Below are 21,880 nucleotides of genomic sequence, written 5' to 3' on the forward strand. Positions count from 1 at the left end.
AAGGAATTATGTTTATTAAGAAAATTGATAATACAAAAAATGGTGATTTATTATTAAAAGCTATTTTTAAAGATAATGAATTACCTGAAAATTTAATTAAAAAAGCAAATGTAGTTACTGACTACTTTTCAAATAATGAATCTTTTGCATATTTAGGAGAATTAAAAGATTACACCTATAATTCAGTTCAAAGCTTTGCAAAAGGATTTTTTACAACCCAAGCAAGAGCCTACCAAATTTGCCTAGATTCATTTGTTAAAGGAAATGTTGCCTTGCCAGAAGTAGTTTCAGCATTTGTTCAAGCATATAACTATGTGCATGCTGATATTTATAATGCTAAAACAGAAAAAAAACCAGAAGTATTCCCAATGAGTTTTTATTCAAAAGACGATAAATCTTTATATAAAGAAACATTAAATAAAGCAGTTATTTTATCTGAATCTGTAAATTTTGCACGTAATTTACAAATCACACCACCAAATATTTTAAATTCTGAAAAATTAGCCGAAGTTGTTTATGAAGATCTTAAACAATATGATAATTTAAGCATCAGAGTTTTAGATAAACAACAAATTGAAGATTTAAAAATGGGATTATTACTTTCAGTTAATAAAGGAAGTATGTATGAACCACGTGTTGTAGTTATTGAGTATAATGGGAATCCTGATTCAACCGACAAAACAGTTTATGTAGGAAAGGGTATTACATTTGACTCTGGTGGGTATTCATTAAAACCTGGTCGTTCAATGATTGGTATGAAATTTGATATGTCAGGTTCAGTATTTGTTGCTAGTGCAATGAAGGCAATTGCTCAACTAAAACCAAAAACAAATGTTGCTGCAGTTATGTGTATTACAGACAACAGAGTTAACGGGGATGCATCATTGCCAGATACAGTTTGAACAAGTATGAATGGCAAAACAGTTGAAATTAACAACACTGATGCTGAAGGTCGTTTAGTAATGGCTGATGGTATTACTTATGCTGTTAGAAATTTAAAAGCTACTCAAATTGTGGATGTGGCTACTTTAACTGGTGCTATTTTGGTTGCGCTTGGAAGCACATATACCGGAGTTTGAGCAACTAGTGATAAAGCATGAAATGAACTAAAAGAAGCGGCTGATACACAAAAAGAACTAGTTTGAAGAATGCCTCTTGATGAAGCCTTTGCTAAGGAAATTAAAAATACCCCAGTTGCAGACCTTAAAAATACTGATTTAAGTGGAGCAGGTGGTGGAAGCTCTTCAGCAGCTATGTTCTTAAAAGAATTTACAGAAGGTGTTGAATATATTCACTTAGATGTTGCTGGTACTGCTGAACAAGGCGGACGTCCTACTGGTGTTATGGTTAAAACATTAACCCAACTTGCATTAAACAAAAAATAATTTTTGTATTTAAAATATTCAGAGCAAATTGCTCTGAATATTTTCATATTAATTTATTATATTATATTTAAGAATTAATTAAGATCAAACCTCTTTAGTAAAAAAGGTTTTTTATATTTATTTTTAATAATTAATTGCTCCTTTTTTATTTTTAGTATATAATTAATAATAATAAATTTACTAAAAATATCACAAAGGAGAAAAATGTTACACGAAGTAAATAGCCAACAAGCCCAAGAATTAATTAAAGACGGGAAAAAACTACTTGTTTTCCACGCTTTATGATGCGGTCCTTGCAAAATGTTTAAAAACACCCTAGAAGAATTTACAAAAAAATTCAATATTGATGTTGTTAGAGTTAATATTGAAGAAAACAAAGAAATGGCAATCGCTCACAATGTTGCATCAATTCCATATACAGAATTATATTCAAATGGAACCAAAGTAGGTAGCCTTTTAGGATACCGTAATGTTGCACAACTAAGCGCTGAATTAGACAACTTTTTAAAATCTTAATCTTAAAAAATACAAAAACCAAGACTAAAAACTTGGTTTTTGTATTTTTTAAAAAAATGTTGGTGCCGACAACTGGACTTGAACCAGCGACCCCATCCTTACCATGGATGTGCTCTACCTGCTGAGCTATGACGGCATATGAGTTAATTATAACAAATAAAATTAAAATGCAAATATTTTTTTAATTTTTGTATTTATATATTATAATAATTAAATATTTGATTTGATTTTTATACATAAACTTAATGTAAATAATTTAACAAAATAAAAATTTTAATATTTTAATGTTTATGATATAATAACTAGGCAAATTTAAAAAATCATACAACTATAATATTATAAGTTTACAAATTAACGTGGAGGAAGAATGAGACAAACAACAATAGTTAATTCACAAAAAGCAGATAAAAAATGGTATGTAATTGATGCAGAAGGACAAGTTGTAGGACGTCTATCAGCTTTTGTTGCTTCAGTACTTAGAGGAAAACACAAACCAACTTTTACTCCAAATTCAGATATGGGTGATAATGTTATCATAATAAATGCCGCAAAAGTAGTTTTAACTGGTAAAAAAGAAGAAAATAAAGTTTACTACTCACACTCAGGCTATCCTGGTGGACTTAAAAGCATTGTGGCTGCAAAATTAAGAGTAAAAAGACCTGCTGCTTTAATTGAGAAAGCTGTGCATGGTATGATACCACACACTAAACTTGGGAACAAACAGCGTCGTAATTTATTTATTTATCCAGGACCAGATCACAAGCATGAAGCACAACAACCAGAAAGATTAGAGGTTAAATAATTATGTCAGCAAATTTAGAATTTAAAGCCTTAGGTAGAAGAAAATCTTCAGTAGCCCGTGTTAAGTTAACAAAGGGTGCAGGAAAATTCATTGTTAACTCTAGAGGCGCTCGTGAATACTTAACTTCAGATATTTACTTAAAAGATGCTAATCAACCATTTGTACTAACAGAAACAACAGGTCAATTCGATGTTTCAGTTAAAGTAAAAGGTGGTGGTTTAAGCGGGCAAGCTGGTGCTATTAGATTAGGTATTGCTCGTGCTTTGTTAGAAGCTAGTGCTGATTACCGCCCAGTTTTAAAAGCTGCTGGTATGCTTACTAGAGATGCTCGTGCTAAAGAACGTAAAAAACCTGGTTTACGAGCAGCCCGTCGCGCAAGACAATTTTCAAAACGTTAATTTTAATAATAAATATTTGACTATTATTCAAAAATATGGTATAATAGTCTTACTAATGCGAGCGTAGCTCAGCTGGTTAGAGCACACGACTGATAATCGTGAGGTCGATGGTTCAAGTCCATTCGTTCGCACCATTTCATAATTTGACCCAAAACGAGTTTGCATAACTCGTTTTTTTCATTTATTTTTATTTTTATTTTTTTTAAGAAAATATTTGTGGATTATTTTTTACACAAAATAAAAAACAAGAAATTTATAAAGTTTTAGGATTAAACGCATGCTTTTTAGTACTTATGAGGTTTAAAAGTTAGAGAAATAAAACCACTTTAAATACTGTATTTATATGCTTTCAGAGCTTGACATATCAAACAAAGATATAAGTTTTTTTTTTTTTTAATATAATTTATATGTAAGTTTTAAAAATTTACAAAAAAGATAGTTATGAATCTAACAATAGAATTATGTTTTAACTATTATTTATGTGCTTATTTTATTTATTTTCGAATATAAGTTAAAATATTATTGCTTTTACAAAGATTCATAACTCTAAATTTAAAGTTTATTATAATGAAAATACAAATAATATAAAGGTGTCTTGAACAAAGCTAATTATTAGAGCCAAGACCTTAAAATTAATTTAGTATTTTCATTTTTGCACCCTTTATAGAAGTTTATACTATATGCAATGGTGATATAACTAATTCAAAATATTCCCATATTAATTTAAATACTATTAGACCAAGTATAATACTAAAAATTTATAAAATAGCAATTTGTTTACACATAAACTTTAAATTAAATAAATATTTAAATAGAAAGGTATAAATATGAATGGTTATTTAGAAAAATTTAAAAAATCACTGCAAGGATTAACGTACAAACAAATTATAGCTTTAATTATTTTGGCGGCTGCTGATGTATTTGTTATTGCAGCCCCTTACTATATTAAAAATATTATTCCTAACTTACATACTTATTTAAATATAAGGGAAGATCAGGTAGCGAGACTAACTGCTATTATTGGTTGAGTTACGTTAGCAACTCAACTACCAGGAGGATTTTTAGCTAATAAATTTAGTTCCAGATGATTACTTTGATCCGCTGTTTTTTCAACTGGGGCAATCACAGTTTGATTTGGAATTACCATTTTAAATGCTAAATCACAATCTCCAGATTCATTATTTGGACAATATGCAACTATTTGAGGGCTATGAGGGGTTTCATCTACTTTAGTCTTCTGGACACCACTTTGAAAACTTGTTTCACAACAAACAACTAAAGAAAACCAAGGTTTAGCTTATGGGATTCAAGGTACAGCAAATGGAGTAATCGGGTTATTTTTAGTATTCTTACTCGGACTATTAATTACCAATGTTTGATCACCTAAGGTTGTTGATACAGATAATGCACAACTTCCTTTCGCAGTTTATGCATTCTGTATCGCAGGATTTTTAATCCTTACCTCATTCTTAGTGTTATTCATGGTACCTGAATTACCAATGGAAAAAAACACTGAAAAAATGTCATGAGCAAGAGTAAAGAAAAGCATTATTCAAGTTTTCAAAGCAATGAAAAACTGAAAACTTTGAGCTTTATCTGTATTCTTAATGGGAATGTATACATTCCAAAGTGTCTTTGCGTACTACTTAGTACAACTTTTAAACAACGCATTCTTAGCGCCAGCTATTTTAGCAGCAGTGCTAGGAGGAATTAGAACATACGGACTTAGAAGTATTGTATCAACCTTTATTGGTCGTTGAGCTGATAAATTTAGATCATACATCTTATTCTTATTAATTGCAACAGGAATTGGAATTATAGTTGTTGGCGCAATTATTCTTACAGGATATGGAGCCCCAGATCTTAAAGGTTTAACTGCGGCTACATATACAAAAACATCAACTGATATATTTATTATCGTTTTAACATCTGCCTTATTTATCTTTGCTGGTGTTTTATCATGAGCAATGGTAACTTTAAGATATGCTCAAATTGGTGAAATTGAAATTGAAAAAAATTCATATGCTTCAAGTGTAGGTGTATTATCATTTATTGGTTTCTCAATTGATGCATGATTATATGAAATAACTGGTGCTGTAGGGAAAGCCTATACACCAGCAGGTTTAACTAACACATCAGTTGTTGGTTATCAAATTATTTTAGTGATTTGTTTATCTATTGCATTACTAGGGGTATTAGCTGGTTTAGCTGTATACATATCAAATGTTAAAGAACTTAAAAAACTAGGTAAAACAAACCACAGATGGAGAACTCTTGAAAATGCCTAAAAAACAATTACTTTTAGCACACCGCGGATATTCAGCAATCGCACCAGAAAATACTGATTTAGCTTTTGAAATGGCTTATCAATATGACTTTGATGGAGTAGAAATTGATGTTCATTTAACTAAAGACAAAAAATTAGTTATTATTCATGATGAAAATACTAAACGCACCGCTTTAGTTGATAGAGAAATTGAACATAGCACATTAGATGAACTTAGAAAAGATGACCATAGTGAATTCTTTAAAGTGAAAACTAGAAAACAAACTATCCTAACTTTAGAAGAATTTTTAGACAAATATTTAGATCGATATAAACTAATTAATATTGAGATTAAAACTGACCAAAAACCATATTATGGAATTGAGTCTAAGATTAGTAAATTAGCTGAAAAATATGGTGATAAATTCTTTGAAAAAATTATCTTCTCATCATTTAATTTCCAAACCTTACGTAACATGAGACTATTAAATGAGAGATTTTTACTAGGATTTTTATTCTGAACTGAATCACAATTGAAAAAGATTGAGTTAAAAGAAATCAAGGAAGTGTGTCAATTTCTTCACCCATGAACAGTTTTATACGATAAAGACAAAGCACGTTACAAAGAAATTGGCTTACCATTATTACTTTGAACTATAAAAAGTGACTTAAAATATTCTGAATATCGCAAAGACGATATGGTGTATGCTCAAATTAGCAATTACAAATTTGATAAAACTAGATAACAAAAAAAGATAGTCTTAAGACTATCTTTTTCAATATTTTATAATAAAAAATTAATAATACAAAAAATAACACCTTAATAGGTGTTATAGGTCATTTCTGAAATGGTACGTCCTAGAGGATTCGAACCTCTGACCCAATGGTTAAAAGCCATTTGCTCTACCTGCTGAGCTAAGGACGCACATCATTTGGTGCCCAGGACTGGACTTGAACCAGCACGGTCTTGCGACCGAGGGATTTTAAGTCCCTTGCGTCTACCATTCCGCCACCTGGGCAATTAACTTCTTGCTTAATTGCTCTAATATTATAACATAAAATAAAAAAACAAAATACTTTTTTTAACTTTTTTGAACCTGTTTTTTGGAAAAGTCACTTGCGAGATATTAACAAAATAATTGTCCTTTAATTTTAACATAAATTTTACATAAAAAATGTATGCGAAAACAGAAAACACGGCAGTGTTTTCTCGTCGGTTTTGCTTACTTTTGCCAAAAGTAAGGCCCCTTTGATTGCAATCAAAGGCGGGGGATTAAAAAAATTTTAGGTTATCTTATATTGCTGTACAACTTGCCGATAGTTATTTATTTTTTCCATCATATAATCAATTTCTTTCTGAGAGTATTTATCTAAGCTTTTTCCTTTGGGAATGTAATACCTAATTAAGCGGTGCATATTTTCTATTGAACCTTTTTGTCATGAACTATATGGTTGGCATTTAAATAATCTTTCAGTTGGAATAACCTGGTGCAATAAGACATTTTCACTACCATTATCAACTGTTAAAGTTTTAATGTCTAAGTTATGTTTCTTGATTAGTTTGAGAAGAGTTTGTTTGATAGCTTTGGAGTTGCGTTTTGAGAGCATAGCATAAGACATTCTGGTTTGCCGTTCAATTATGGTCACAATACAATATGTATCATTGATTTTACCAATAACGGTGTCTAATTCAAAATGACCATGTTCAGAGCGATCATTAATATAAGCTGGACGTTTCGAAATTTCTGTAGCATATTTTAATGTTTTAGGTTTGGTTTGTTTCTTCTTCCTTATGCCATATTTGCCTTCAGATTTTTTAACAATATGGTCAAAGTCAAGGAAATAAGGGTATTTTTTAATTATTTTATAAATTGTACTAGGTGAAGGAGCAAATTCATTAGGGGATAATTTTTTAAAAGAATTCACAAGGTAGGTAACTGATTTCTTAACTTCTTTTTGCTGCAAATTCTTTTTATTTCTATTTTTATTGTATGTATTAAGTTCACTATACCAATATTTTCTGTAGGCCTTTCATTTCTCTTTAATTGCATCACTTACAAAAAAGAGTCGCGAAAATGAATAACCTAATAAATGTTCGTATAGTTTACTAAAATTAAGGGTTTTAACCCGCATTACTCTTTTTGAACACTTAGGACAAACATAGCGATTTTGTTTATCTAAACTAAGTGGTCTGCGATTTGTAATAATTTCGATTTTGCTTTTTATACTTCGAATGTCTCTATCAAAAATCTTGGCTACTTCTTGGATCGAGAAGCCTTCAGAAAGTTCTTGTAAAATATTATAAAGCTGCTCTAGATCAATTTGATCTGATCGTAATTTTCGTTGTGTCCCAAGAACTCCTTGCATTTTCAAGATAGTGTTGTAATTCTCTTCAATTTTAAAATGTTGATATTTATTTTCTTTTCGATATTTGTCAAAAACACAAATATATTTTTCTAAATTTTTCATATAATTTTAAAGTCTCCTTTCATTTTTTTAACATTTATTAATACAACTATTTTATTACAAGGCAGACAAAAACAATGTCACATGCAAAAAAACTTGCATGTGACATTTCCATTTAATAACTTTTTTGAACCAATTTTTTAAAAATATTATAAAATTATATTAGTACATAAAATAACTCGTATAGTTATCTTATGTATCTTCTTTTTTTCTGCAAAGGAGGAACATGGATATAAAAAATGAAGAACATAATTCATTAGATAATAATGAAAATGCAAACAAACGTCATTCCTTTAAAAGTGCTAAGTCAACTGAAATTGAAAAAGCAATAATTGGTGAAGGAGTTGACAAAATTTTTAAAAAGAATACAGTTTATAAGAGAACCAAAATGTCTAACTTTGGTTTAAAATTATCAAAACTATATTCTTATATGCCAACATGGAAAATAGTTTTGATAACTGTTGTAACTGCAATATTTTTTGGTGTAATTAGTGTTTTCTTTGTAAAGAATGTCGGAATTTATAATTTTGGTCTTGCAGCATTTGGACAAGCACTAGCAAGGCTTGTGGTTGTTTTATTTAAACAAGGTCAAGTAACAGAAACTGTTCGTAATTTAATTGAACAATTTATTTTCTGAATTGCTTATATAATTTTAAGTATTCCCATTTTTATTTTTGGGTATAAAAAAATTGGAAAATTATTTAGTAATTTAACAGTATTATTTTTAGTTGTTTCGTCAATTGTATCTTTTTCAATTGGGTTGATTCCTGGTGCAAATGGAGTATATATTATCGGGGAATTTTCAAATCCAAAAGTTAAAGAAGTATTACCAGGATTTAAACAAAAGTTAAGTTCTATTATACCTCTTTTATGAAGCGATGGTGGAAATATCATAGCACTCTTTGCTTATGCTGTTATTTACGGTTATTTACTAGCTTGAATTTTTGCAATAATACAAATTATTGGTGGGACAGCTGGTGTAACTGGTGTAATAGGTGAATGATATGCTAATGCCAAACAAAAATCATTCGGAACAATTTCTGGTTATATGAACATTATTATTGTCTTAATTGGTGTGTTAGTTGGTTCTTGGTTACCTGGGTCATTATTACTTCAAGAAGCTGGCAAGAATATAACATCTGCTAATTCTGATAATACAGAATTATTGCAAATTACCAAAAAAGCTTGAAGTTTTGAATTATATTTATCGCCAAACTTTTTGGCTACTGTTTTAACTAACGTGGTTTATATAATGGCATTAAATAAATTATATCCTAAGTTTAAACTAGTACGTGTTGAAGTATTTTCACTCAATAAAGCCGATGAAATTTCAGAACTGCTAACACACGAAAGAAAAATAGTTACAGGTATTACTGAGTTTCATGCCAACGGAGGATATTCTAAAGATCGATTTAATGTTATTACCACTATTACATTATTTAGACAAGTAGATCGAATTATTAAAGACGTTCGAAAAATTGATGAAGATGCATTTATTTCAGTTTCCGATGTCACAAGCATTAATGGACATATTTATTTACCAAAGAATAAATTTTAATAGAAAAAAGAACATGTAATTGTTCTTTTTATTTATATTTGGACCCGGCAGAAAAAGGGGTGGTAATAAAACGATAAAAACACTGACTCAAAAAGTCAGTGTTTTTATATCAATTAATAAAAAAGAGATAAAAAAATATGCGGGATCTAAGAGCAAACCCGCATATACATCATCTCGATAAATATATTATACCATAATTTTTATGAATTGAAAAATAAAGGAGCAAAATTATGTCAGTAATTAAACATCATCTCGAAGAAATTATCTTTATGACTTCTAAAGAATGGGAGCAAAAATTAAAAACAGAAAGAATTATAGAAGCTTTAGAAACTAGAAATCAAAAATACATACTCAAATCTGTTGTTGAGGCTTTAGGAACTAAAGGTTTTGATATCAAAGTTTATAAAGATTTTGATTTTAAAAATATTTTTAAATTTTTAGAATTTGAAAATATTAAACTTAAAACTAATGAGAATTTACTTAAATTATTAAGTCAATGTGATCTTTTAGTTTTTTGTTTGTTAAAAGCTTTTTGGAAAAGAGGCAAACGATTCAAAACAATTAAAAACAATATTGAAATTTTAGAGTTTAAAAAAATTATGAAAAATCAATTTAGAATTCCAAGGCAAACAGTTGAAAACAGTCTTAAAAAATTTGAGGAACTTGGCTTGATTGAAATTGATTTTAAAAAAATAAAAATAAAAAAATTTAACTTAATTTTAAACCAAAAAAATCAACCAGGTTTTGTTGTTAAATTTAAAGACAATTTACTTTTTTGTTTACTTGCTTTCGGAAGAGAATTTGCTAAGAAAGTAATGCTTTTAAAATGATTGAAAAAGCAAAATAATAAGAAAAAAGCTTTAACCATAAAAATAAAAAAAGCAGATGAAAAAATACTTAGCAATAACTTATTTAATTCAAGTAAAAAAAATGAAAATGCTTCAAGAATTAAAAAAGCTATAACTCAAATTTTGTTTATTTTTGCTAACAAAAAATATGAAGATGTATTTTGTGTTAAATATAAATTCGAAAAGTCTGTAATTAAAAGATTTAGAACTTTTTATGATAAATTAGATCGAATTCAATTTTGTTAAATAGATTATGTTGATAAAAGTAAAAGTAAGTAATATTCTTGCTTACTGATTGTTATAAGCCGGAATATTACTTACTTTTACAACCTTTATTTATTTTTGATTTTATCTAGTTTTATTGGTTGTAAGAACGGTTTTTAAGAAACTGATTTTTAGTGTTACGTTTTTTTCTTAAATTTCCTATTTTTTTTTTGATTTTTAAAAAATGCCAAAAAATGTAACTTTATTTTATGTAAGTAAAATACAAAGAAAGTGATAGCTTTCTTTTCTATAGACCTTAGTATGTGTGAGAATATTAAATTAATAACTTAATATATTAATTTAATTAGAAAGGTGGCAAATTGACAAAAAAAGAGAAAGAGCTTTATATAAGCTTTAATTTTATTACAAATGACAAAGGATACTATACTGGATTAAATAATTATAGAAATCATAAAGATTGAGTTGAAAATGGTTTTTGAGTAGATTACTTTATTAGAAAAGATAAAGCTGTTGCAATGAGTGAGCTAAATGCCGAAAAAGAAAAAGAGCTAACAAGTGATTTGACTTTGTTAGGCGAAAGAAAAAAAAATGAAATTTTAAAAACATACAGAGAATATTTAAAAGCGAATTTAGATAATCCGCCAAGTGGCTTGTATGCTTTTAAGAATGGAAAATATTTTAAGAATATCGATATTAAAGAAGTAAAAGAAGCATCAGCTAAATTAAAAACACCATTTTATGATATGGTGATTAGTTCAAATGATGATATGCAAAAAAATGGAATGATAGGGGAAGATGCTTGGAAAAAATTAATTGAAGATTGTTTATTTAAATGATTAAAATCAAGTGGCCTTGGGTTTGATATCAGTAACTTAGAAATCTATTATGCTATTCATGGTAACACAAATAATCCACATATTCATATTAGTTTTTGAGAAACTAAATTAAAAAGAAATAAAGATAGAAAGTTATTTGGAATACAACAAAATATTACTAGAAGAAAATTCGAAGAATTGAAATTAGATATTTTAAGTAAGTTTACTTTTGATGAAGATATTGAAAAAATTAATAAATTAAATAACAATTTAAGAAATATTAAAATCAAATTTAAAAAAGAATTAATTGAAAATGAAAATTCTAGAGAAGTCAAAAAGGAATTTAAATCTGAAATTGATGAAATAAAAAAAGAATGTCAAATAAATAATAATCAATGATATTCACATTTAACACCACATTCACAAAAAATAATTTTAAAAATAAAAGAAACACTAATGAAAAATAATCATAGTTTCTTTATGATTTACAACAATTTTTACAAGACATTAAATGAATATAAAAAATTAGAAATCGATTCTCAAATTTTAAAAGAGGAATTTATGAGGAGACTTTTGAAAGAGGAAAAAGAATTTGAAAGAAAAATAAATAATGCTATTTTAAAAGAAATTTTGAAATTTGAAAGATCAGAATGACTAGATAAAAAGACAAATTCAACAAAAAACACATACAAGAATAGCTTTAAAAAAATGTTTGAAAAAGATTTTGCTTATTATGATAAAGATACTAAATACTTAAAACGGCTGGCTTATCAATTTTTCGAATCCAAATCAATTGAGGAATATGAAAAAATGAAAGGAATTAGTTATGAATAGTAAAGTCTTAATTGTTTTTAAATTATTTGCTTTTATTATTGTATGTTTACTAAGTTTTTGAATTTTATTTGGGTTATTTGAATTTTTAATTATACAAAAGGGAAATTTTAAAAATTTAAAGATTTGAAATATTTTAAATTTTAGTTTTGTAAATAATTTTCAAAACGGTAATAAAAATTTTTTAACACCAATTACTTTTATTTACTTAATACTTAATTTTGTTTTTGCTTTCTTTTTATTTAAAGAAAATATAAAAAAATTATGAAAAGTATTAAGAAGAAAACAAGATCATAATTCTAATTGGCTTTTAAATGAAATTAATAAGGAGAAAGATTATTCATTATTTAAAAAGCATTGTTCTTATGGTTTTAACAAATCTAGTTCATGAGTTTTAAAATTTGAAAAGAATAAAAAGAAATGGTTAAATATTCAGCATGAAGATATAGACAAAAATTCACTAATAATTGGAGGGACTGGTTCAGGTAAAACACAAAGAATTTTGTTACCTAATATTTTATATAACATTAATTTAGATGAAGAATATAGACCAAATTTAATAATTAATGATCCTAAAAGAGAAATAATAACTTTTACAGGAAAAAGACTAAAAGAGCAAGGATACAAAATTTATGTTATAGACTTTGAAAACACTAAAAAAAGTCTAAATTGAAATCCTTTGTTAACAGTTTTTCAAATTGTTGAAGAAGCACAAAAAAAGCAAAATTTAGATTTGCTTTTTGAGGCATATAGAAGATTGATTGCTTTGATTGATAATCTTAATTGAGGATTAGGAGGCGAAGCTAATGAGTTTTGAAATTCTTCAGGAAAAAAATTTATCGAAATAGTTGCAAAAACGTTTTTGTTAATGAAGTTTTATTTAAATAACTTTGAAGCAAAAGATTTTAATTTTACTAATATTGCACAAAATATTACCTCTAATTTTAACGTCAAATATCAAAATTTAACATTGTATAAAATTTTGGAAAAACATAAAAATGATAATGAATTATGAAATTCAATTTATAAAGATTATATAAGTATGGTTTCAAATGCAGAAGCTACATTAGGGTCTCAACTTCAAAATGGACTTAGATCATTAGATATGTTTGTAAAAGATGAATTTATTAAAAATTTAACATCGTATTCAGAGCGATTTAATATTTACGATATTTTTAATAATGAAAAGCAAAAGTTTGTTGTATTTATTCATTATGCAGATCAAAATACTGCAAATCATAAATTAGTAAGTTTATTAATTGATGAACTTTATCAAGGAGCTATTGATAAAGCAAAAAGAAATTTAGAAGAAAAAGGATTTGAAAGGTTAGAAAGAAGATTATTGATTATTTTAGAAGAATTTGGTAACCTACCCCAAATTCCTAATTTAGATAATAAACTATCAATAAATCGTTCTAGAAATATTTTATTTTGCTTAGTGTTACAAGATAAAAATCAACTTAAAAAATATAATACTAACGAAAATAGAGAAGTTGATAATATCATTCTTTCTAATCTTCAATTTGTTTATTTCTTAAATTCATCAGATGAAAATACTAAAAAATACTTCATTAATAAACTAGGAACTAAACAAGTTGAAAAATATTCATATTCAAAAAATGGAAAAAATACAAGTGAGAATATTTCTTATCAAGAAAAACCCTTGATTTCAATACAAGAATTAAGCAAAAAAGCCGCCTCAAATATTTTGGTCTTTATTGAAGGATTACCTCCTTTATATATCAAAACAAATTTAACTTATAAATATTTTTCTAATGATAAATTTAAATTTGATGATAATGAGAATTCCTTACAATTTAAGCATTTTGATATTGATAGTTGATTTAAAAAAGAAAGCAATAACCTAACAGAGAACCTAATACAAAAAGAAATAAATAAGATTATGCAATTAGAAAACTTAAATGAAATTGAAGCTAAAAAGAGATTTGAGCAAATTAAGAATCAAAAGGAGTTAAGAAATGATAATAAGGACTTTAAAGTGATTAGGCAAAATGTATTTGAAACTACTCAAATTTCTATGAGAGAGGACGTAGATGATGAAGAAGATGATGATATTGGTGAACAAAAGAAAGATTTAAATATTAATGAAATTGAAGAATATTTAAATAATGGCAACTTTTTCAAAATAAAAAACATTTTGAAAAAAAACAATTTAAATTATGAATTCCAAAGAATAAGCAATCTTTATAAAGAATATCAAAATTCAGAAGATGATTTTAAAGAATTAGCAAAGGAAGAATTAAAAGAATTTATCAATGATAAAGTTATTAAAAAATACAAGAAATCTAAAGGAGGAAAAATGTAAATTCTGGGAAAAGTAAAGAAAATAAGATTAGTTTTATTTCGTAATATTTATTTAGTAAATTTGATAGCGAGATTGTTCAAATACTAAATAAAAAATTCCTTTACACAATGATAGTTATAAAGATAGAAAGAACAGGAGACTAGTATCAATGAAAAAAGAAGAATTTTTAAAGCAAAATAACATTCATCTATATGATGAACTAATTAAAAAAGTAGATAAAGACTTAAGAGAAAAAGGATTAGAGAGCATTTATAGTTCAATTGCTCTTAAGTTAGTTAATAAAAAAGGTAAATATGTAGAATTAAGCTATGACAATGTAGTTTGATATTCAGAAAAAGATATAGAGTTATTAATGAAAGGAAATTTTATAAATAAAGAAAAAGAGATAGAAAAAGATTATATAGAAATAAGTAATGTTTTATATAGACCAGAGTTTAATGCGGAGAAAAAGCTAAAGAAACAAGAAGTTAAAGAAAAACCTAATGAAGAAATACAAGATTTATATATGAAAAATTTAATTGAAAATAATCTAGATGAAGAAGAAGCAAAAGAAGAAACTATTAAGCAATCTATGATTAATGAAATAAAGAAACTTCAAGAGGAAGAAAACAAACTGGCTGTTAAAGAAAACAGAAAGCCACAACGAGTAACAAGCTCTTATTTTAGCGATTTTATTGAATGAGCAACAGACAACAAAAAAGAGATAAATATTATTACTCTTAATTTATATCATCATTTACAAGTAGAAAAAACACAGGAAAATTATTATAAATTATTGCTTGCTTCTTATGAATTAGCTAAATATCTAGAAGCGGATGGAAACTAAAATGAACTTTTTTGAAAATGAAAAAATACTAAACAGAATTTTAAAAGATTATTTTGCTAAAAAGGAAAGAAAAGATAAATATAATGAAAAATTAAATTTTTATGTACCTAAATGAGGAACCAAAGAACAAGAACAATTTTCAAAACATAATTATTCAGATCTTACTAATTCAGTTTTTTGGCTTTTGTTAGATGAATTTTGCGAAAGCAAAGAACAAAAAGAGAAAATTATCCTTGAAATACTAAGTTATTCTCTTGGTTTGGAGAAAAAAGACATGGTTTGAAAAAAAATAAATGAAAACACATATAATAACCCAATTGACGTAAAAGGTCTTAGTGAAGTAAATAATCTTCTTTATATAAATATGGATAATAAAAAATTTAATAAAGCTGAATTTGGACAAGGCCAATATGTAAAAGTATATAAACCATCATATATATTTAAAGCACATACGTACTATAACACAGGAACCTCAATGAGATTCAAAGTTTTTTGAGATATTCATAAAATTAATACCAACTCTATGCTTACATTTTCATCTAAAACATTTAAAGAATTGTTATTGAAAAATAATGTAATTGATAAAGTTCCTAGTGAACACGAAATAAATTCACAAGCTGACTGATATAGTGAAATTATTGAAATACGAAATAAAAGTATTTTGTATATTAATGAAAAATTTAATTTTTTAAATGCTATTAAATCATTTGAGACAAATTATCATAAAAAAGCTAAATCTTATGAAGATTTAAAGAACATGACATTAAAAGCTTTAGAAAAAGCTAAGTCAACAAGTTTTGTAGAAATATTTAAGAAATTTGAAATAGATCCAAATTCTAATTTTGAAGTTATTGATAATTTGTCAAAAGAGTTTAAAAAAATAAAACCATTTTTACTTGAGGAATTTAATAAAGATTTGACTTTAAGATTTAGAAAAACAGATAATTTAAAAGCTAAAGGTGTTTATTTTCCACATGCTAAGAATATAACAATAAATGTAAATCAACATAAAGATAATGATGTTCCGCATATTCAAAGTTTTATGCATGAATATGCACATCACATTGACTATGAACTTGGTAAAAAATTATATGAAAAAAATATTACACTTCCTTTTTCGTTGATAAATCCTGAATTTCAGGAATTAAAAAAAATTTATATCAATAAATTTAATGAATTAGAAAGAAAAGGAGAAATAAAAAATATTGCTCATGGTAATTTAAAAGATTATTTAACGAACCATGAAGAAATTTTCGCAAGAGGGTTTGAAAGATATTTAGTAAAAGTTGGTTTTGAAAGCTCGTTTAATAAAAGTGAAGCTTTTTTAGATGATGTTAAAGAAGATGTATTTAAATATTTAGACGAAAATACAAATAAAAGATTTTTTGATATGTATGAAAAGATATTTCATATAAATGAAAAACTCGAAAAACAAAAACAAACACAATTTGAAGAAGAAATTAATACTCATGAAGAGCAAAAAATAATTAATTACAAACAAAGTAAGTTATTTGAATTTGATGAGAATGATGCTCAAGAAGAATTAAGTGAAAAAGAAAAAATGCATATTGTTATCGAGAATAATTATGCTGAATTTAAAAAAACATTAATGAGTGAAAAAATATTTAAAGATTATTTAGAAGAAATTAATGTTAAAAAATTTAAGGATTTATACATTGAATTACACAATAATTGTAAAGAAGAAGGTCTTGAAACTGAATACTTAAAATATATACCTGATTTGACAACAAATTTAGAATTATTAAACAACATTAAAGAAGATAACTATGTAAAAATAAATAGTGAAGAAAATAAAATTAATTTAGTTTCATTAGAGGTTATTACTGATGAATATATTCAAAAAAATTTAAAAAAGCCAAACAAGCAATTTGATGAATTAGTCAAACAATTTTGCGATAAAAAAGAAACTAAAATGGAATTGAGGATCTAAAATTGAAGAAATCAAAAGAAGAATATATATGGATTAATTATTTTGATATTAATAAAGAAAATTATCAAAAAGTTAAACAGCATTGAAGAAATTTAGGATATGAATTAATTAGAAAGAAATTTAATGCTAAAAAATCATCAGGAAGTATAAGTATAAATTCAAAAGAAGTTAAAAAAGTTTTTAATGATGCTCAAAAAATTAAAAATATAAATTATGAATTTGTATATGGAGTTAGTCAAAGAATAAAAATGACTAACAAATAAGAAGATATGAAAAGGAGCTAGATAATGAATAATGATAATTATAATTTGCAAGAACAAGTATTAAAAAAATTGTTTGACGATAATATACAAGAACAAAATACAGAAAAACATAAAGCTAATTTTTTGTTTATTGGTAAAGTTAGCTCTACATTTAAAGGGAAATACTTTGACAAATTCAAAGAAAGTTATCAAGAATTTTTTGTAATTAATCTAAAGGTAAAAAATAGTTTTTATAGAATTACTTTTTTTGATAGTGAAATATTTAAGAATTTTGATGAATTACAAGATAAAGAAGTAAGAATTATAGGAGAGATAGGTGTTAGAAAAGATGCTAAAACTAATGAATATGAAACAACCTTTATTGGATCATCATTATTAAATATGTAGGAGGTTTTTATGACACAGTTAAAAGAAAATTTTATGTGTGTTCAGGTATTTGATAACGGTATGCGGAAAATAATTGGATTCTACAAAACTTTTTTTGAAGCTTCTAAAATGCTAGATTTTAATGAATTTAAAATTGAAGTCTTAAAAGTTTCGACAGCAAAAAGGAATTTTGTAACTAACGAAACTTATGCATACCAAAAGAGCCAGAAAGATAATAGGTCAAAAAGGCCATTTTAAAATGAGTAAAAAGTTTTTAACAATTTTAACTGGTATAGCTGTAGTGATATCAATATTTTTGGCATTTTATCTTTTTGCTATCAATACAACGGAGATAAGTTGAAGTTTAAAAGCAAAAAAATATGCAACAATTGGCATTATTACATTTGTAACATTAAAATGAGTTATTATTATTGTTCTTTGAAAACTGAATCGAAAGCAAAAACTATAAATTATGATATAATTTATTTATAAATAATAAATTATAAGAGGTAAAGATGAGCAGAAAAGTTAAAAAAATATTAAGTTATTCATTTACTCTTTCTAGTATAAGTAGTTTATTTTTAGTTAATTCTTGCATTCAAGTTCCAAGTTATAGAGATTTAAGAGGCGGAGGCCAACCAAGTCATGGCGGATATGAAAAAGATTCTGAAAATGATCCAGAAGTTGATAAGCAACTTTTAGCTGAAGGTAGATTATATTTTAAAGAAAATGACACTAATTATTTTTTAAAACCAAATCATAAATACTATTTTAAAGATGTTGTTTTAAATGAAAAAGATTATGATGTTGATTATTATTACACTGATAAATGAAAAGAATTAATTACCAAGCCATTTATTTCATCATTAGACGCTAAAACATTAGGCAGAGAAAAGAATCTTGTTAGTGATTGGTGAATGACAAAAGCACAAAGGGATAAATTCAAAGCAGAAATAGAAAAACGTGATGCTGAGTATGAAACTAAAAGAAATGATCCTGAATATCAAGAATGAATGAAAAATGAGTTTAGTATTGAATATTTAGTACTTGGCGAATTTTTCAGTATGATAAGAAGGTTTTTAGAAGGTGATAATAAACTTAATAACAAATCTATGAATAAACAATTTGCGCAAAAAATGATTGAATTCTTAGAAAGTTCAGATCATAAATATTTTTCTGAAATTGGATATCAAAATGAAAATGAAGAGTATTTTTATAAATATCCTGAAAAAGAAAAAGAGCATTATAAAAATAAATATGTTAGATTTTTTAAAGCAAGTCCTTATAGAGAAGCTAATGATACAATGACAAGTGTTCATTCGAAAGATAAAGATAGAAATAGAGCACAAGTTCATAAACTATGGTTTGATAATGTAATAAGCACTAATTATGATAATAATATATGAAATAATAAGGATTTTCAAATGGGAGTTTTACCATATTCATTTTCAACAAATTTCAAAATAAAAAATAGATATAGAAATTGAGTGGCTAATGCTTATGATGAAAAATATTATGGTTATATTTATAATCCACTTGATGGTCAAAAAATGCCAGAAACAGCTAATTATGGATCGCCGAATGTCTTGGATTTAGCTTTATATAGTGCTGCTAAAAATTACTTTGTAGAAGAAAGAGAAAGACAGGTTTATTTAAAGGTTTTAAAATTTCAATTAGCATTAATGGAAATGAATGAAATTTTACCTAGCGATAAAAGTATTAGCGAGTATTTATATGCTATTTCAAAAGGTGATTTAACTTTAGAAAATGAAAATTTAAATAAATATGAAAGTTTTAAAATAGTTTTAAAAGAATATGGGAAGGCTATTTTAGATTTCGTTGGATTAGATACATTTGCTTTAAATGAATCACAAATCATAAAGGATAAAGACAAAAATTATGTTATAGCTGATTTATTTGGATATTCTAGAACAGATGATTTTATGTATACATACAGATTTGTTTACAATGAACTTTTAAATACAATAATGCCATTTTATACCCTTGTTGGATTAAGCGAAAACACAGAACTTAATAAAGTGCTGCAAGTTTTAAGTGATGCTAGTGATAGTGTAGAAAAAGCAGTTTATGACTATGCATTTTTTTACTTAAACTATATCTTTGAACATAGTCCAAGAGTAAAAAACAGAAATAAAATAGCAAGAATCGACACTTTTGATTATAAATTTAATTTAAAAGCACAAGATTCTTTAATTGCTAAAAATAAAGTAAATGCAATTTTTGAAAAAATAAAAAATATTTATAGATAGTTGCTTAAAAAAGCAATTATCTTTTTAATTTAAAAATTTGGAGGTAGATATGATAAATATTTTATTTAATGATAAATTAACAAATGCAGAGCAAAGTTTTAATAATACAGCTAGCGAAGTATGAAAAATAATGAATATAGTAGGTGGGGCTTTGTTAGGTGTTGCGGTTTTATGATGTTTAGGGGCTATTATTTTAGCTTTTGTGCAAAATTCGCAAACAACAGATCCACAAAAAAAGAAAGCAAATAACTTAAAGATTTTTTGAGCGATAGGAGCAGTTGTTTTGATTTTATTTTTCTGAGGAATTGCAGCAGTAGTAGTTAGCAGCGTTGCTTCAGCAAGACAAAACGTAAATCCTTATGTGTCTAATCAATTACTAAATAATTCAATCATTGTATTAAAAAATAATTTTATGGTAGCTTAAAAAATGTTATCAATATTAGAAATTATTTTTGAACCTTTAACTAATTTATTAGCTAAGGTTTCAGTTGGGTATTTACTTTATGCAATAATTATTTCGATATTACTTTTATGTTTAATGGTTGTATCTTTAATAATTAAGATGATATATTTATTTAGTTATGAATTCCCAAATTATTTATTATTTGGTTCAATTATTAATAATGAGGTTATCGGAGAGCGATTAATAAATATTGGTTCTGTGTGGTATCAATTCTTAATTGTATCATTAGTAATTTGAATGATTATGTTGATTTTAACTATATTAAGATTTACACTATCTGGAGCAGAAAAAGGTCACAACATCATGAAAGCCGCTTTAATTACAGCATTAAAAGGAATAGGTCTTTTGTTTGTAATACAAGGAGCAATATTTGCTTTGAATTTTGTTATATTAAGAATTACAGGTCTATTATTGGGATCGCAAGATTATAGTGGAATGTTTGTAAATAATTTTTTACAAGCTTTCTTAGCAAATGATAATTTTAATAAAGGTGAAATAGCAAAAGCTATTGGTAATGCTGACTATTCTTCTTTGGGTGCTTATTTTAGTTGAAATGTTTATAGTAATTATTTTGATTCAGTTGGCTTAATTGGTTTATTAGTAAGTGGCATTTTGGGAGCAGCATTAATTGTTATGATAGCAAAAATAATGATTAGTGTAATTTTTGATGTAATTACAAAATTATTTCAAATGATGGTCTTATTTATTTTCTTTCCATTTATTGTTCCTTGATCAATGAGTGATGGTGGAAAGAAAATTGCTATATGAAAAGATGAATATTTAGGTTCACTTTTGAGTTTAAGTGTTTATCTAATTGGTCTTAGATTAATGTTTATATTTATTGGTGCTGGTAATACATTTTTATCTAATTTTAAAAGAGATGATAGTAATATTATTTTAATCAATACCAACAATTTTACTCAACTTGCAGGAGTTTTTATCAAAACAATTTTTATGACAGGTGCTGTTTATGCATATAAAACAATTTCAAGTATGGTTATTAAATATATAGGAACAGAATTAAACACCAGAACATTTAATGCACAGAATTTTAAACAAGGACTTAGAAATATTTCAAATAAAGCACAGGGAGCTAGTCAAGGATATAAAGAAGGTAAGATAAAAGCAAATGAAGCAAAAGCAGCTTTAAGAGCCCAAGGAAGAAATATGCTAGCAGCTGGAGGCAATAATACAAAAACTCTTGCTAAAGCTGAAAGATTAATTAATGGTAAACATAGATGAGTAGATTTCAAAAATATTGGTTCTAACGTAGTAAAAGGAATGTTTACAGGAGGTAAAAAATAA

19 protein-coding genes and 4 tRNA genes are annotated in these 21,880 nt (G+C 26.1%); 19 read left to right on the plus strand and 4 right to left on the minus strand.

Translation table 4 applies throughout. The annotated features are described in order from the left end of the window. The first annotated feature begins 8 nt into the window (after positions 1-8). Positions 9-1,385, plus strand: coding sequence for a M17 family metallopeptidase (locus AC0B4K_RS00505; RefSeq protein ID WP_465103371.1), 1,377 nt, complete (start codon positions 9-11; stop codon positions 1,383-1,385). 204 nt (positions 1,386-1,589) lie between these two features. Continuing rightward, complete coding sequence (locus AC0B4K_RS00510; protein ID WP_465103372.1) at positions 1,590-1,901, plus strand: thioredoxin family protein; 312 nt, start codon at positions 1,590-1,592, stop codon at positions 1,899-1,901. A 60-nt stretch (positions 1,902-1,961) separates the two neighbouring features. Here the strand turns inward: AC0B4K_RS00510 and AC0B4K_RS00515 are convergent. Next, positions 1,962-2,037, minus strand: a tRNA-Thr gene (locus AC0B4K_RS00515). Between the two features lie 231 nt (positions 2,038-2,268). On the opposite strand from AC0B4K_RS00515, the gene rplM reads away from it, so the two are divergent. The 5 genes from rplM (at position 2,269) to AC0B4K_RS00540 (ending at position 6,113) form a co-directional block, all read left to right on the plus strand. After that, entirely contained in the window at positions 2,269-2,703 is a 435-nt protein-coding gene (gene rplM / locus AC0B4K_RS00520; RefSeq protein WP_465103373.1) for a 50S ribosomal protein L13, read from the plus strand. A 2-nt stretch (positions 2,704-2,705) separates the two neighbouring features. Continuing rightward, on the plus strand, positions 2,706-3,101 hold the full coding sequence (rpsI, locus tag AC0B4K_RS00525; protein ID WP_465103374.1) for a 30S ribosomal protein S9: 396 nt from the start codon (positions 2,706-2,708) through the stop codon (positions 3,099-3,101). 57 nt (positions 3,102-3,158) lie between these two features. After that, positions 3,159-3,235, plus strand: a tRNA-Ile gene (locus AC0B4K_RS00530). A gap of 693 nt (positions 3,236-3,928) precedes the next feature. Further along, positions 3,929-5,389: an MFS transporter gene (locus AC0B4K_RS00535; RefSeq protein WP_465103185.1), complete on the plus strand. Its 1,461-nt coding sequence runs from the start codon at positions 3,929-3,931 to the stop codon at positions 5,387-5,389. Continuing rightward, entirely contained in the window at positions 5,382-6,113 is a 732-nt protein-coding gene (locus AC0B4K_RS00540) for a glycerophosphodiester phosphodiesterase family protein (protein WP_465103375.1), read from the plus strand. The genes AC0B4K_RS00535 and AC0B4K_RS00540 overlap by 8 nt, the downstream gene beginning before the upstream one ends. Before the next feature lie 103 nt (positions 6,114-6,216). Here AC0B4K_RS00540 and AC0B4K_RS00545 read toward each other — a convergent pair. The 3 genes from AC0B4K_RS00545 to AC0B4K_RS00555 form a co-directional block, all read right to left on the minus strand. After that, positions 6,217-6,292: transfer RNA gene (locus AC0B4K_RS00545), tRNA-Lys, on the minus strand. A gap of 8 nt (positions 6,293-6,300) precedes the next feature. Further along, positions 6,301-6,386: transfer RNA gene (locus tag AC0B4K_RS00550), tRNA-Leu, on the minus strand. 265 nt (positions 6,387-6,651) lie between these two features. Continuing rightward, complete coding sequence (locus tag AC0B4K_RS00555; protein ID WP_465103376.1) at positions 6,652-7,836, minus strand: IS30 family transposase; 1,185 nt, start codon at positions 7,834-7,836, stop codon at positions 6,652-6,654. 223 nt (positions 7,837-8,059) lie between these two features. Here AC0B4K_RS00555 and AC0B4K_RS00560 point away from each other — a divergent pair, with 223 nt between their 5' ends. From AC0B4K_RS00560 to AC0B4K_RS00615, 12 genes are all read left to right on the plus strand, one after another. Beyond that, complete coding sequence (locus tag AC0B4K_RS00560) at positions 8,060-9,391, plus strand: DUF2179 domain-containing protein (protein WP_465103377.1); 1,332 nt, start codon at positions 8,060-8,062, stop codon at positions 9,389-9,391. Positions 9,392-9,621: 230 nt separating this feature from the next. Next, positions 9,622-10,485, plus strand: coding sequence for a hypothetical protein (locus AC0B4K_RS00565; protein ID WP_465103378.1), 864 nt, complete (start codon positions 9,622-9,624; stop codon positions 10,483-10,485). Positions 10,486-10,823: 338 nt separating this feature from the next. Continuing rightward, the gene (mobL, locus tag AC0B4K_RS00570) at positions 10,824-12,113 is read left to right on the plus strand and encodes a relaxase MobL (protein ID WP_465103379.1); all 1,290 of its coding nucleotides are present in this window, start codon (positions 10,824-10,826) and stop codon (positions 12,111-12,113) included. After that, positions 12,082-14,436 carry a type IV secretory system conjugative DNA transfer family protein gene (locus tag AC0B4K_RS00575; RefSeq protein ID WP_465103380.1) on the plus strand — a complete coding sequence of 785 codons (2,355 nt, stop codon included), beginning with the start codon at positions 12,082-12,084 and terminating at the stop codon, positions 14,434-14,436. The genes mobL and AC0B4K_RS00575 overlap by 32 nt, the downstream gene beginning before the upstream one ends. A gap of 148 nt (positions 14,437-14,584) precedes the next feature. Further along, a complete protein-coding gene (locus tag AC0B4K_RS00580) occupies positions 14,585-15,262 on the plus strand; it encodes a hypothetical protein (protein ID WP_465103381.1) in 678 nt (225 codons plus the stop codon). Then, positions 15,252-17,213 (plus strand): hypothetical protein, encoded by a 1,962-nt coding sequence (locus AC0B4K_RS00585; protein WP_465103382.1) that lies wholly within the window; start codon positions 15,252-15,254, stop codon positions 17,211-17,213. The genes AC0B4K_RS00580 and AC0B4K_RS00585 overlap by 11 nt, the downstream gene beginning before the upstream one ends. Positions 17,214-17,215: 2 nt before the next feature. Continuing rightward, the gene (locus AC0B4K_RS00590; protein ID WP_465102040.1) at positions 17,216-17,476 is read left to right on the plus strand and encodes a hypothetical protein; all 261 of its coding nucleotides are present in this window, start codon (positions 17,216-17,218) and stop codon (positions 17,474-17,476) included. A 24-nt stretch (positions 17,477-17,500) separates the two neighbouring features. Next, complete coding sequence (locus AC0B4K_RS00595) at positions 17,501-17,863, plus strand: hypothetical protein (RefSeq protein WP_465103383.1); 363 nt, start codon at positions 17,501-17,503, stop codon at positions 17,861-17,863. A 9-nt stretch (positions 17,864-17,872) separates the two neighbouring features. Beyond that, positions 17,873-18,100: a hypothetical protein gene (locus tag AC0B4K_RS00600; RefSeq protein ID WP_465103384.1), complete on the plus strand. Its 228-nt coding sequence runs from the start codon at positions 17,873-17,875 to the stop codon at positions 18,098-18,100. A 257-nt stretch (positions 18,101-18,357) separates the two neighbouring features. After that, positions 18,358-20,112 (plus strand): CDS14 family ICE transfer lipoprotein, encoded by a 1,755-nt coding sequence (locus AC0B4K_RS00605; protein WP_465103385.1) that lies wholly within the window; start codon positions 18,358-18,360, stop codon positions 20,110-20,112. Between the two features lie 49 nt (positions 20,113-20,161). Then, positions 20,162-20,536, plus strand: a complete 375-nt coding sequence (locus tag AC0B4K_RS00610; RefSeq protein ID WP_465103386.1) for an Mbov_0395 family pilin-like conjugal transfer protein — start codon at positions 20,162-20,164, stop codon at positions 20,534-20,536. 3 nt (positions 20,537-20,539) lie between these two features. Then, the gene (locus tag AC0B4K_RS00615) at positions 20,540-21,880 is read left to right on the plus strand and encodes an Mbov_0396 family ICE element transmembrane protein (RefSeq protein WP_465103387.1); all 1,341 of its coding nucleotides are present in this window, start codon (positions 20,540-20,542) and stop codon (positions 21,878-21,880) included.

This window comes from Mycoplasma sp. 11548 (assembly GCF_055523555.1).